Source organism: Candidatus Pelagibacter sp. Uisw_106, assembly GCF_047724975.1.
GTDB lineage: Bacteria > Pseudomonadota > Alphaproteobacteria > Pelagibacterales > Pelagibacteraceae > Pelagibacter.
Map to the genome: position 1 here is coordinate 46,364 of NZ_CP159819.1, position 12,874 is coordinate 59,237.

The following is a 12,874-nucleotide window of genomic DNA, read 5'->3' on the forward strand; positions in this document are numbered from 1 at the left end:
ATGACAAAAATTGATCACATCAGAAACTTTGCAATCATTGCACATATTGATCATGGTAAATCAACAATTGCTGATAGAATAATTCATAGTTGTGGTGGTCTAACTGAAAGAGAGATGAAAGCACAAGTTCTAGATTCAATGGATATTGAGAGAGAAAGAGGAATAACTATTAAAGCTCAAACAGTTAAACTTAATTATAAAGCAAAAGATGGTAAAGAATACATTCTAAATATTATTGATACTCCAGGACACGTAGATTTTAGTTATGAAGTTAGTAGATCTCTGTATGCGTGTGAGGGATCTATTTTAATTGTTGATAGTACCCAAGGAGTAGAGGCTCAAACATTAGCTAATGTTTATCAAGCTTTAGACACTAAGCATGAGATAGTACCCGTTCTCAATAAAGTTGATTTACCAGCATCAGACTTAGAAAAAACAAAGACACAAATAGAGGAGGTTATTGGTATTGATACTGAAAATGCCATACCTTGCTCTGGAAAAACAGGTGAAGGAATAGAAGATATTCTAGAACAAATTATTGTATCACTACCGGCTCCAGAAGGAGAAAAGGATGCTGATTTAAAATGCTTATTAGTCGATAGTTGGTATGACACTTATTTAGGAGTGGTTATTTTAGTTAGAGTTATTAACGGAAAAATTTCTAAAAATATGAAGATCAAAATGATGTCTACTAACCAAGAATATATAATTGAAAAAGTAGGTGTATTTACTCCAAAAGCAACTGATGTTAATGAATTAAATGCTGGAGAAATTGGCTTTATAACGACAGGAATAAAAATTTTATCAGAAACAAAAGTTGGAGATACTATTTGTGATGCAACCAAACCACATCAAGAGGCGCTTCCAGGATTTAAGCCAAGCAAGCCAGTTGTATTTTGTGGATTGTTTCCTGTAGATAGTTCTGAATACCAAAAATTAAAAGATGGCTTGGGTAAACTTCAATTAAATGATGCTAGTTTTTCATATGAGGCAGAATCTTCATCTGCATTAGGTCTTGGTTTTAGATGTGGTTTTTTAGGTCTCTTACATTTAGAAATTATAACTGAAAGATTAGAAAGAGAATTTGACATAAATTTATTAACTACAACACCTGGGGTAGTTTATAAAGTTCACATGAACAAAGGGGAAACAATAGAGTTACAAAATCCTTCGAGCTTACCAGAGCCCACTCTAATTAAATTTATTGAAGAGCCTTGGATTAGAGCAACAATTATTACACCAGATCAATATCTAGGAGCAATTATAAAGGTTTGTCAGGATAAAAGAGGAGTACAAACAAACTTAAGTTATTCAGGTAATAGAGCAGTTTTAAATTATGAAATTCCTCTAAACGAAGTTGTTTTTGATTTTAATGATAGACTTAAATCAATGACTAGCGGTTATGCAAGTTTCGATTATGAGATTATAGATCATAGAGAAGGAGATTTGGTAAAATTAGGAATACTTGTTAATACTGAGCCAGTAGATGCCCTATCAATGATGGTTCATAAAGATTTTGCTCAAACAGTTGGAAGAGAAGTTTGTGAAAAATTGAGAGATTTAATCCCACGACACAATTTTATGATTCCAGTTCAGGCAGCAATTGGAGGAAAGATTATAGCAAGAGAAACTATTAAGGGTTTTAAAAAAGATGTTTTAACAAAAATTCATGGTGGTGGTGCTAGAGACAGAAAAAGAAAACTATTAGATAAGCAGAAAAAAGGAAAAGCTAGAGGTAAACAATTTGGAAAAGTTGAGATACCACAAGAAGCATTTATTGGAGTTCTAAAAATTAATAAGGAATAAAAATAATGAAAGTTTATGATTGTTTTTCTTATTGGGATGAAGATTTACTGTTAGAACTTAGATTAAGCATTCTAGATAAATCTGTAGACTATTTTGTTATTGTTGAAGGAAATAAAACTTGGCAAAATAATTCAAAAAAACTTAGATTTGATATTAATAATTTTAAAAGATTTAAGGATAAGATAATTTATATACCCGTAGAAGACATGCCAGGAGGGACCAATCCTTGGCTTAGAGAGAACTTTCAAAGGAATTGTATAGAAAGAGGTTTATTAAATGCAAAAAAAGAAGATTGGATTATTATTTCAGATTTAGATGAGATTCCAAATCCTGAAACAATAAAAAATTTTAAAGAAGAGATGAGATATGCCACATTTAAACAAAGTCTCTATTATTATAAACTAAATTTACAATCTAAAAATAATCCTTATTGGCATGGTAGTAGAATCTGTATTAAAAAATATTTAAAATCTCCACAGTGGTTAAGAAATTTAAAATTTAAAAAAAGACCAAAATGGAGAATAGATAAATTTAGACTAAATAATATTTTAGAGATGGGTGGTTGGCATTTTTGTAATTTAAAAAATGCAAAAGAGCTTTTATACAAATATAGCAATGTGTGCGAGACTAATGATCAATATGCATTTAATCAAAAAATTAGTATAGAAAATTTACAAATTGATAAAATAAAAGAAAGAATGCTTAATGGAGAAGATATAATAGGTAGAGATGATATTTACGAAGTTAAAAAATTAGATGATACGTTTCCTCAAGAAATTTTAAGAAAGAAAGATAAATTAAAAGAATGGATTGCTACTTAATAAGAAATAGATATATTTTTAATTTTTGGGATACAAACAAGATTTTCATTTAAAGAAAAAATTTTATAATCATTATTAATTTTTAAAATCACTTTGTTTAAAACTTCATTTTGAACATGGATATATTCAAATATAATAATTGGTTTAAGTATGGAATGTGATAAAAAATCTAAGACTATGTTGCCATCATACCCCTCAGCGTCTATGTAAAGTAAATCTAAATTTTTAATATTATATTTGTTTAATAACCCAATAATAGTAATTGTGTTAACAGATTCCTTAACAATATGCTTTAATTTAACACCGTGGTTTAATAAGTGATTTTTATCCAACGAAGTAATGCCTGGTATATGTATATCGTAATAGTGTAAATATTTTTTTTCTACTTTATATAAAAATAAATCTTTTGTTGAATTAAAAATAGCTGAGTTTTCCAAAGTCACAAAATTTGAATTAATATATTTTTCTTTCAACTTATCAAAATTATCCTTTATAGGTTCCACTAGTAAACTTTGTATTTCATATTTATTAATAAATTCATTTAAATCATCAAATATCACACCATCATTTGCACCAATTTGCACAATATTATTAATTTTATTTTCAATAAATAATTTTGATAAAAAATTTTTTATATTTTGGACTGAATACGTTGAAATAAGTCTTTTATTTTTAAAGAGGTTTTTGTCTATTATTCTATATCCAAGTATCCCACAAAATTTTTTAAATATTTTATTATTCATATAAAATTGTAGTATAATATATTGAAAGAATTTAATCTAAAATAATCTAATATTACAATTAGTTAAAAATGAACAAATTAAAATTAAGAATCAATAAAATTTTTAATTATATATTTTATGAAAAATTTTATCAAAAACATCATTTTGATTGGGGTAAATATCCTAATAGAAGTCAATTAATACAAGATATTATAGATTCCAAAAAATATAAAAGTTATCTTGAAATAGGGTGTGATGATGATGCTAACTACAATAAGATTTTAATAGAAAAAAAAATTGGAGTCGATCCTGTTAATGGTGGAAATGTCAGAAAAACTAGTGATGATTTTTTTGCAGATAATAAAAGCTATTTTGATTGTATATTTATTGATGGGCTACATGAATATGATCAGGTTAAAAAAGATATCCATAATGCACTGAAATATTTAGAAGAAGGTGGAATCATATTTCTTCATGATTGTTTACCAAGAAGTTTATTTGAACAGGCCGTTCCAAGGTCTCAGCATATATGGACAGGAGATGTTTGGAAAGCAATTGTTGAGACAAGAACAAACCAAGATGTAGATACTTGTGTTTGCCTGATGGATATGGGGGTGGGAATAATTATCAAAAGAGCAAACTCTGCATTATTAAATATTAATATTAAAGATTTTAAAAAATTGAAATTCTCAGATTACTTTTATAACTATCAAGCATATATGAATGTTATTAAATATGAAAATATTATGAAATTCATAAATAAAATTTAATATGAAAAATGTATTGACAAAAAAAAACATTACTTTTGTCATAACTACCTTTAAAAGTAGAAGTACAATTTTTGACTGTCTAGATAGTCTTAACCCCGAGTGTAAAAAGATTATTATTGAAAACTCTAACGATGAAAATTTAATGCTAGAGATTAAAAAAAAATATCAAAATTTAAATTATAAAATAATGCCTAACAATTATGGATATGGCAAAGCCAATAATTTTGGGATTTATATGTCCGATACTGACTATATTTTTATTTTAAACCCAGACGCAAAATTTGAAAAAAACTCGTTTGATAAATTTATTAACACCTTAACAAATAAAGATTTTTGTATAGCAGCACCTATCGATTTTAATGAGATAAAAAAAATAGATTTTAAAGAAAATAATCTAATAGATGTAGATACTGTTAAGGGTTTTGCAATGCTTTTAAAAAAAAGTTCATTCGAAAATTTTTTTGATGAAAATTTTTTTCTTTATTTAGAAGAAATTGACCTCTGTTTGAGAGTAAAAAAAAATAAAGGAAATATATTTCTAGTTAATGCTCCAGTTAATCATCTTGGAGGTGCTTCTCATGGAGACAGAAGTGATATTGAGATGGAAAAATCTAGAAATTGGCATTGGATGTGGTCAAAATTCTACTTTAATAAAAAGCATTATGGTTATTTTTTTGCTATTTATAAAACTTTGCCTAATTTTATTAATTCAATTTTTAAATATATTTATTATAAGTTTTTAAATAAAAAAGATGAAAAAGAGATATCTAGAATGAGGGTTTTGGGACTTTTAAACTCCTATCTGTTAAAAAAATCTTTTTATCGTCCTTATCTTTAAAATTATATAGTCTTTTTAGTCCAAGTTTCTGGTGTTATTTCACTCTTTATTTCAATCGGAAGATTGTAATTAAAACTTTTAACCCCTCTCTTTCTAATAAAATCAGCTGTTAGTTTGATCGATTCTTTTAATGAGGTTTCTGTTTTATAATTTAATAGCTTTCTTGCTTTATCTGATGAGCATGACGCTTCTTTAACTTCCTTTGGTCTGGCTTTAACGTGTACCGACTCACCATTAAATCTTGTTTCGTTATTAACTAGTTTAGCCAGTTCATTCAATGTTACAGTTTCTTCGTCTGGTCCAATATTGATAATTTCTTTGTTAATATTATTATCAAGAGCAAGCCTCTCTAAACAAAAAATTACATCATCAATATATGAAAAACATCTTTTTTGTTCTCCATCTCCATAAACAATGCATGGCTTATTTTGCAGGTTTCTATTTATAAAAATAGACATAACATTTCTAAAAGGATCATCATATTTTTGATTTGGGCCCACAATATTGTGTGGAACAGCAATATTATATTCCATGCCATGAACCTCACATAAAAGCTTTAAAGTATCTTCAGCAGCAACTTTAGCAATACCATAAGGATCTTCAGGTTTAGGTGGCATCTCTTCTTTAAAGGGAGCTTTTTGGTTTCCATATCTCGCCATGGATGAGCAATAAACAAATCTTTTAACTTTATTAACTATACTTGCAGTAATTACAGATACACTTGCTTGATAAATATTTTTTGTAATAAAATTTGGTGAAAAAACTGAAAGACCTTCGTGGGCCGTTGCTGCGCAATGATATACAATATCAACATCTTTTAAATTTTTGATCATTTCTTCATAATCAATGCAATCTGTTTTGTGCACTTCAATATCTTGAGGTAAATTTTCTTTATCTCCCAATATCATGTTATCATTTCCGACAATATCATGTCCTAAGCTTTTAAGTCTCTTTGCTAAATGGCTTCCTAAAAACCCCGCAATACCAGTTATATATATTTTCATTATTATCTTATATAAAGACAATCTAACAAATCATATAGTTTTTTTGGGAGAGATGGCTGAGTGGTTTAAAGCGCACGCTTGGAAAGTGTGTGTACTGTTAAAGGTACCCAGGGTTCGAATCCCTGTCTCTCCGCCAAAAATTAAAAACCATTTAAAAAAGAGACTTATTCACCCATTTTTAGTGGATTAATCTAATTAATTTCCCTCTTTTTTTTATAAAAATGTTATAATTATTTAATTTTCCATTACAAAAATATGAAAAACAACTCAACATATCAAGCAGACTCCATCAAAGTTTTAAAAGGCCTTGAAGCTGTTAGAAAAAGACCAGGAATGTATATTGGTGATACCGATGATGGAACAGGCTTGCATCATATGGTGTATGAGGTTGTTGATAACTCAATAGATGAAGCTTTAGCAGGACATTGTAAAAATATAGATGTTAAAATAAACTCTGATGGAACCATTACAGTTAGAGATGATGGTAGAGGAATACCTGTGGATATGCATAAAGGTGAAAAAATGTCTGCTGCAGAAGTTATTATGACCCAGCTTCATGCTGGAGGAAAATTTGATCACGACTCGTACAAAGTATCAGGTGGTTTACATGGTGTTGGAGTTTCAGTTGTAAATGCATTATCAGAAAAATTAAAATTAGAAATAGATAGAGACGGAAAAACATATTTTATGGAATTTAAAGATGGAGCTTCAAAAGCACCTCTTAAAGTTATAGGAAAATCAAAAGAAACAGGAACACAAATAACATTTTTACCATCAAAAGAAATATTCTCTTCAATAAAATTTACTCCAAATATAATTATTAAAAGAATGCGTGAACTTGCATTTTTGAATAAGGGAATAAAAATAACAGTTAATGATTTAAATCAAAAAAAAGAAAAAATAATTATATTTAAGTTTGATGGAGGAGTTTTAGAATTTGTTGATTTTTTAGACGAAAAAAGAGAAAAACTTGTAAATAAAACAGGTAATGATTTATTTAAGAAGCCTATTTATATTGAAGGAAAAAAAGATAATATTGAAATTGAATGCTCTTTGAAGTGGAATGCAAGTTATGGAGAGGACATCTATCCATATACAAATAATATTTATCAAAAAGATGGTGGTACCCATTTATTAGGGTTTAGAAGTGCCCTTACTAGAGTGATTAATAAATATGCTACAGAACATAATTTATTAAAAAAAAACAAATTAACTATTTCAGGAGACGATATTAAAGAAGGTCTTACATGTGTAATTTCAGCAAAGATACCTGATCCTAAATTTTCCTCTCAAACAAAAGATAAACTTGTTTCATCAGAAGTTAGAATGATTGTGGAAAGCATTGTTAGTGAAAAACTTTCAATATGGTTTGATCAAAACCCAACTTTATCAAAGATTATTTTAGCTAAAGTAATGCAGGCAGCTCTAGCAAGAGATGTTGCTAGAAAAGCTAGAGAAAATGTTAGACGTAAAGGTGCTTTAGAATTAAGTGGATTGCCTGGAAAATTAGCAGATTGTCAAATAGGCAAACAAGAAGGAACAGAATTATTTATCGTTGAGGGTGATTCTGCCGGTGGTTCTGCTAAACAAGGAAGAAATAGGTCAAATCAAGCTGTTTTACCACTTAGAGGTAAAATTCTTAATACTTATGTGGAAGAGGTTGTTCTTAAAAAAAATAGCAACAGAGATGGTAGTGAACATAGAACAAAATCTTTAGCAAAAATGATGTCATCTAATGAGGTTGTGACTTTAATTAATGCACTTGGCCTTGATCCAAAAGTTGAAGATATTGATTTGAAAGATTTAAGATATGGAAAAATTATCATTATGACTGATGCCGATGTTGATGGTTCTCATATACGAGCATTGTTGCTAACATTCTTTAACAACAAACCATTTAATAAACTAATTGAAAATGGACATGTTTATCTTGCGCAGCCACCTTTATTCAAGATCAACAAGGGAACAAAAGGTATTTATATAAAAGATGAAAAAGAGTTGGAAGATTATATTTTAAAGAATAACAAAGAATTGCAAAAAATTAAAAAAGGAACAAAAGAATTTACTAGGGCTTATGAAGATGAAAAATCTAGAATGAGCATTCAGAGGTTCAAGGGATTAGGAGAGATGAACCCGGAAGAGCTATGGAATACCACGTTAGACCCTGAAACAAGAAATTTATTACAGGTACAATACTCAAAAGATATAAAAAAAGATCAAGATTTAATTCACACATTAATGGGTAATGATGTTGCATTAAGAAAAGATTTTATTGTTTCAAATGCAATTAATGTTCAAAATCTAGATATCTAATAATGAGGTTTTTCGAAACTTCAAAATATTTTTCATTAAAAAAATCGACTTATATCAACTTAAAGTGGATTGCTATTATTGGTCAACTTATAACAGTTAATCTTATTTATTTTGTTTTTGATTTTAGATTTAATCTAATTTTAGAAAATGCAATAATTTTAATTGGATTGCTAAGTAATCTTTATTTAATCTATATTAATAAGCACACTCAGCTATTAGATAAAACAGCATTTCTTTTTTTATCTATTGATATTTTACAACTGAGTTGTTTGATTTATTTAACTGGTGGAATTATAAATCCTTTTTCAATTTTTTTGATTATCCCAGCTATATTTTCATCATCTAACTTAGGTTTTAAAAGTAATTTATTGTTAGTCAGCTTCACAGTTTTAGTGATTATTTTTCTTACCTTTTTTAATCAACCTTTACCCTATCCAATTAAAGAACATTTTCACGTAGACAGTTATTACTATTATTCAATTCCAATAGCATTAATTGTTGCTTTAATTTTTTTAAATTATTTTGCCTTAACCTTTGGATCAGAATCTAGAATAAGGAAAGAGGCACTAAATAAAATGGAAGAAATTATGTCCAAAGAACATGAGTTATTATCGTTAGGTGGACAAGCCGCTGCTGCTGCACATTCATTGGGTACACCGTTTTCAACAATGAAGATTATTTCTACCGATTTACTAGAGCAATTTAAAGATAATGAAGATGTTAAAAAGGATATTGAGCTATTATCCAGTCAATTAGAGAGATGTAGTGAGATTTTAAAAAAATTAACACTAAACCCAGTTATTGAGGATGATTTTATTGATGGTGATTTAACAATTGCAAACTATGTGGATGAAATAGTTAAATCATTCCAACAAACAAGCAAGAAAGAATTTATTGTTAATTATGATCAAAATTCAAATCCATTAAATATAACTAAATCAATAGAAATTGTTTATGGTCTAAGAAATTTTATTGGTAATGCAAATAAGTTTTCTGCAAATAAAATTTTTATTAATATAAAAAGTGATACTGATTTAACAGAAGTTATTATTGAAGATAATGGAGAAGGATATCAGAAAGATGTTTTGAGTAAAATCGGAGAGCCTTATATTAAATCTTTTAAGTCTTCAATAAAATCAAAATCTGGATTAGGCCTTGGAATTTTTATAGGCAAAACACTACTTGAAAAAAATTATGCAAATATTTTATGCAGAAATTCCAAAACAAGGGGTGGGGCCGAAGTCAGTATTAAATGGAAGAATGAAGACTTGTTAAAGCTTTAGTGTAGTTTATTTTTATTTTCAAATAAGCCACTCAATTGAGAAACCATTACATCTCCAAGTTCTTGTACATCTGTTATCTTAATAGCCTTATCATAGTATCGAGAAACATCATGCCCAATACCGATAGCTAAAATTTCAACATCACTCTTAGTTTCTATAAATTTAACCATCTTCTTTAAATGTTTTTCCAAAAAATCTCCCGAATTAACTGATAAAGTTGAGTCGTCAACTGGAGCACCATCAGAAATAACCATGAGTATTTTTCTTTCTTCTTTTCTCTTTTTAATTCTATTATAGGCCCACGAAATAGCTTCTCCATCTATATTTTCTTTCAACAATCCTTCTTTAAGCATTAAACCTATATTGTTTTTAGCCTGTCTCCACTGTGTGTCTGCACCTTTATAAATTATATGTCTTAAATCATTTAATCTTCCAGGATTTTTTGGCTTATCATTTTTAGTCCAAGCTTCTCTGCTTTTACCACCTTTCCAATTTTTTGTGGTAAAGCCCAAAACCTCGACTTTTACAGAACATCTTTCTAAGGTTCTAGATAATATATCTGCGCACAGTGCTGCAATTGTTATTGGTCGACCTCTCATAGACCCAGAATTATCTATTAATAGAGTTACGATTGTATCTTTAAAATCAAGATCTTTTTCTTTCATAAAAGATAAAGAATTATAAGGATCCATAATTATTCTAGTTAATTTTGAGCTATCTAATAAACCCTCTTCTAAATCAAACTCCCATGCTCTATTTTGTTTTGCAAGGAGCTGTCTTTGTAGTTTATTAGCAAGCTTAGTAATTAAATCTTGAAACCCAACAAGTTGTTGGTCTAAATTTTTTCTTAATTTTTGCGTTTCTTTCATATCTTCTAATATTTCTGCTTTTGCAATTTCGTCAAATTCTGTGGTGAATACCTTATAATCTTGATCAATATTGTTAATATTTGTTTTTTGTAAAATATTTTCTGCACTCTCTTTCAAAGAATCCGAGTCTTCTAATTGTTCTTCCATCTGCTGATCGCTAAGATCAAAGCCAGCATCTAAGCTAGTCTGACTATCATCTTGTTTGTTCTCTTCCTCTTTGTTTTCAGACTGACTGTCATTATCGTTCTCTGATTTATTGTCTTGCTCATTATCTTGTTCATCGTTTTCCTCATTATTTTCTTCATTATTTGAAACAAATACATCCATATTCTCTAAAATTTCTGAAAATTTTAGACTATAATTATTTTGATCTTCCAAATTTTTACTCAAAAAATCGAAATGTTTATCAATAGATTCGTCAAACTCTTTCTTCCAAAAATTTAACATTTTTGTAGACACATCATTGAGCTTTAATTTAAAGAATTTATTCAACATATATAGCTCAAAAGCTTCAGTCACAGGAACATCTTCTTTATTTTTAAGCTGTTCTTTACGATTAGAAAGTATTTTTTGGCTATAATTTTCACTTAAATTTTTTCCAACTCCTTTAAGCATTTTGCCTCCGAGAAGTTCATACCTAATTTTTTCAGCAATATTATATAAAGATTTACAAGAAGGATTATTAGGCAGGTTTTTGTTAAATATTTCCTTATTTGAAAATTTTTTCTTTAAGGCGCCTGAGTCAGTTTCTGCTCTTAGTCTAACAAAATCACTCTTATTTGATAAATTAGTTACATCGAAAAAAGCAGTTTTTTTATTACTTAAATCTTTATCTAATTTTTTAACATCTAATTTATAATCTTCAGAAATTACTTTAGCAGTAGAAATTAAAGCTTGTTTAAATTGCTCTTTAAAATTATCTTCTTTTGAGCTCATTTAGATCTGAATATTAACCATCGACTCTGGCAACTCTTCCCCAAAACATCTCTGATAATATTCAGCTATTGTATTTTTTTCTATATCGTCACACTTATTTAAAAAAGTAACTCTAAAAGCATAACCTGTGTCTTTGAAAATTTCAGCATTTTCAGCCCAGTGAAGTACGGTTCTTGGACTCATTACTGTTGATATATCTCCTGCTATAAAGCCTTTTCTAGTTAAGGATGCAACTTTAATCATGTTAGATACTTTTTCTTTACCTTTTGGGTTATTTAAATTTTTATTCTTTGCAAGAACGATTTCCATTTCTCTATCGAGACTAAGATAATTTAGAGATGTTACAATATTCCATCTATCCATTTGTCCTTGATTTATTTGTTGAGTGCCATGATACAATCCAGTTGTATCTCCTAAACCAATCGTATTTGAAGTTGCAAATAACCTAAAAAATTTATTTTGTTTTATAACTTTATTTTTGTCTAAAAGAGTAAAATTTCCTTCAGCCTCTAACACCCTTTGAATAACAAACATCACATCTGGTCTTCCCGCATCATATTCATCAAAAACAAGAGCAACAGGGTTTTGAATAGACCAAGGTAAAATACCTTCTTTAAACTCTGTAATTTGTTTACCATCTTTTACAACGATCGCATCTTTTCCGATAAGATCAATCCTACTTACATGACTGTCTAAGTTAACTCTAATACAAGGCCAGTTTAACCTAGCTGCAATTTGTTCAATATGAGTAGATTTTCCTGTACCGTGATAACCTTGAACCAAGACACGCTTATTAAAAGCAAAGCCCGATATGATAGCAAGAGTAGTATCTCTATCAAATTTATAATTTTTATCTATTTCAGGAACGTATTCGCTTCTTTTAGAGAAAGCATCAACTTCCATATCTGAATCAATTCCAAAACTTTGTTTTAAAGACATTTTAATGTCTGGCTGTATATTTAAATTAGGTGTCAATTTTTTCCTTATAAGTATTTTTTAGCTGAGTATAAGCCAAAGTAATTAATTTAAGTTTTTCTTCGTATTCTTTATTTCCCAAATTAATATCAGGGTGAAATTTTTTGACAAGAGTTTTGAACTTGTCCTGTATTTGCTCCCATTTTTGACCAACTGAAACACCTAGAATGCTAAAAGCTTTAATATCATTAGCATCAAATTTGAATTGATTCATGTGATTATATTCACCTCGAAGTTTAGTTTTATCAAACTCATCTTTTAAAGTATTGTTCCATAGAACCTTAAAAAAGTTATCAGAAGAGCTAAAACTTTGAGTAGGTTTATGCCAAGTCATATCTGACTTTAAAAAATCAAATACCTGCTCATCATCCATTCCTTTAAAATAATTCCAATTCTTATTAAATTCTTTAACATGAGCCAAGCAAAGCAGTCTGTAGCGTTTGCTATTATCTTTCTCAATTGGCGCTTTATATTCACCAGTATCAAAGCAATTATTCCAATCACAAATATTTTTCATGCTATATAATAATAAATTAA

11 protein-coding genes and 1 tRNA gene are annotated in these 12,874 nt (G+C 28.5%); 7 read left to right on the forward strand and 5 right to left on the reverse strand.

The window, feature by feature from the left end; genetic code table 11:
- Together lepA and ABXT45_RS00210 are read left to right on the forward strand one after the other, a co-directional pair.
- The gene (lepA, locus tag ABXT45_RS00205; protein WP_415313617.1) at window positions 1–1,806 is read left to right on the forward strand and encodes a translation elongation factor 4; all 1,806 of its coding nucleotides are present in this window, start codon (window positions 1–3) and stop codon (window positions 1,804–1,806) included.
- A 5-nt stretch (window positions 1,807–1,811) separates the two neighbouring features.
- Window positions 1,812–2,627, forward strand: a complete 816-nt coding sequence (locus ABXT45_RS00210; RefSeq protein WP_415313619.1) for a hypothetical protein — start codon at window positions 1,812–1,814, stop codon at window positions 2,625–2,627.
- On the opposite strand, the gene ABXT45_RS00215 is transcribed toward ABXT45_RS00210, so the two are convergent.
- Complete coding sequence (locus ABXT45_RS00215) at window positions 2,624–3,370, reverse strand: FkbM family methyltransferase (protein WP_415313621.1); 747 nt, start codon at window positions 3,368–3,370, stop codon at window positions 2,624–2,626. The genes ABXT45_RS00210 and ABXT45_RS00215 overlap by 4 nt on opposite strands.
- A 68-nt stretch (window positions 3,371–3,438) precedes the next feature.
- On the opposite strand from ABXT45_RS00215, the gene ABXT45_RS00220 reads away from it, so the two are divergent.
- Both ABXT45_RS00220 and ABXT45_RS00225 read left to right on the forward strand, forming a co-directional pair.
- Entirely contained in the window at window positions 3,439–4,119 is a 681-nt protein-coding gene (locus tag ABXT45_RS00220) for a class I SAM-dependent methyltransferase (protein WP_415313622.1), read from the forward strand.
- A 1-nt stretch (window position 4,120) separates the two neighbouring features.
- Window positions 4,121–4,957: a glycosyltransferase family 2 protein gene (locus ABXT45_RS00225; protein WP_415313624.1), complete on the forward strand. Its 837-nt coding sequence runs from the start codon at window positions 4,121–4,123 to the stop codon at window positions 4,955–4,957.
- A 2-nt stretch (window positions 4,958–4,959) separates the two neighbouring features.
- On the opposite strand, the gene ABXT45_RS00230 is transcribed toward ABXT45_RS00225, so the two are convergent.
- Window positions 4,960–5,961 carry an NAD-dependent epimerase/dehydratase family protein gene (locus ABXT45_RS00230; RefSeq protein WP_415313625.1) on the reverse strand — a complete coding sequence of 334 codons (1,002 nt, stop codon included), beginning with the start codon at window positions 5,959–5,961 and terminating at the stop codon, window positions 4,960–4,962.
- Window positions 5,962–6,007: 46 nt separating this feature from the next.
- On the opposite strand from ABXT45_RS00230, the gene ABXT45_RS00235 reads away from it, so the two are divergent.
- From ABXT45_RS00235 to ABXT45_RS00245, 3 genes are all read left to right on the forward strand, one after another.
- A tRNA-Ser gene (locus ABXT45_RS00235) sits at window positions 6,008–6,097 on the forward strand.
- A gap of 119 nt (window positions 6,098–6,216) precedes the next feature.
- Window positions 6,217–8,274: a DNA gyrase subunit B gene (locus ABXT45_RS00240; RefSeq protein WP_415313626.1), complete on the forward strand. Its 2,058-nt coding sequence runs from the start codon at window positions 6,217–6,219 to the stop codon at window positions 8,272–8,274.
- 2 nt (window positions 8,275–8,276) lie between these two features.
- Window positions 8,277–9,557, forward strand: coding sequence for an ActS/PrrB/RegB family redox-sensitive histidine kinase (locus ABXT45_RS00245; RefSeq protein ID WP_415313628.1), 1,281 nt, complete (start codon window positions 8,277–8,279; stop codon window positions 9,555–9,557).
- On the opposite strand, the gene ABXT45_RS00250 is transcribed toward ABXT45_RS00245, so the two are convergent.
- Genes ABXT45_RS00250 through ABXT45_RS00260 form a run of 3 tightly spaced genes read right to left on the reverse strand, consistent with a single transcriptional unit; the run spans window position 9,554 to window position 12,854 of the window.
- Window positions 9,554–11,362 carry a cobaltochelatase CobT-related protein gene (locus ABXT45_RS00250; protein WP_415313630.1) on the reverse strand — a complete coding sequence of 603 codons (1,809 nt, stop codon included), beginning with the start codon at window positions 11,360–11,362 and terminating at the stop codon, window positions 9,554–9,556. The two genes, ABXT45_RS00245 and ABXT45_RS00250, sit on opposite strands and share 4 nt — an antisense overlap.
- Complete coding sequence (gene cobS / locus ABXT45_RS00255) at window positions 11,363–12,337, reverse strand: cobaltochelatase subunit CobS (protein ID WP_415313631.1); 975 nt, start codon at window positions 12,335–12,337, stop codon at window positions 11,363–11,365. It lies immediately after the preceding gene.
- Window positions 12,327–12,854, reverse strand: a complete 528-nt coding sequence (locus ABXT45_RS00260) for a J domain-containing protein (RefSeq protein ID WP_415278352.1) — start codon at window positions 12,852–12,854, stop codon at window positions 12,327–12,329. Before ABXT45_RS00260 ends, cobS begins: the two co-directional genes overlap by 11 nt.
- Window positions 12,855–12,874 lie beyond the last annotated feature (20 nt).

Bases quoted from the DNA above. Each gene is read 5' to 3' on its own strand.
- ABXT45_RS00220 (WP_415313622.1), top strand. From the start codon at position 3,439: ATGAACAAATTAAAATTAAGAATCAATAAAATTTTTAATTATATATTT.
- ABXT45_RS00210 (WP_415313619.1), top strand. From the start codon at position 1,812: ATGAAAGTTTATGATTGTTTTTCTTATTGGGATGAAGATTTACTGTTA.
- ABXT45_RS00260 (WP_415278352.1), bottom strand. From the start codon at position 12,854: ATGAAAAATATTTGTGATTGGAATAATTGCTTTGATACTGGTGAATAT.
- ABXT45_RS00245 (WP_415313628.1), top strand. From the start codon at position 8,277: ATGAGGTTTTTCGAAACTTCAAAATATTTTTCATTAAAAAAATCGACT.
- ABXT45_RS00225 (WP_415313624.1), top strand. From the start codon at position 4,121: ATGAAAAATGTATTGACAAAAAAAAACATTACTTTTGTCATAACTACC.
- ABXT45_RS00240 (WP_415313626.1), top strand. From the start codon at position 6,217: ATGAAAAACAACTCAACATATCAAGCAGACTCCATCAAAGTTTTAAAA.
- ABXT45_RS00230 (WP_415313625.1), bottom strand. From the start codon at position 5,961: ATGAAAATATATATAACTGGTATTGCGGGGTTTTTAGGAAGCCATTTA.
- lepA (WP_415313617.1), top strand. From the start codon at position 1: ATGACAAAAATTGATCACATCAGAAACTTTGCAATCATTGCACATATT.
- ABXT45_RS00215 (WP_415313621.1), bottom strand. From the start codon at position 3,370: ATGAATAATAAAATATTTAAAAAATTTTGTGGGATACTTGGATATAGA.
- ABXT45_RS00250 (WP_415313630.1), bottom strand. From the start codon at position 11,362: ATGAGCTCAAAAGAAGATAATTTTAAAGAGCAATTTAAACAAGCTTTA.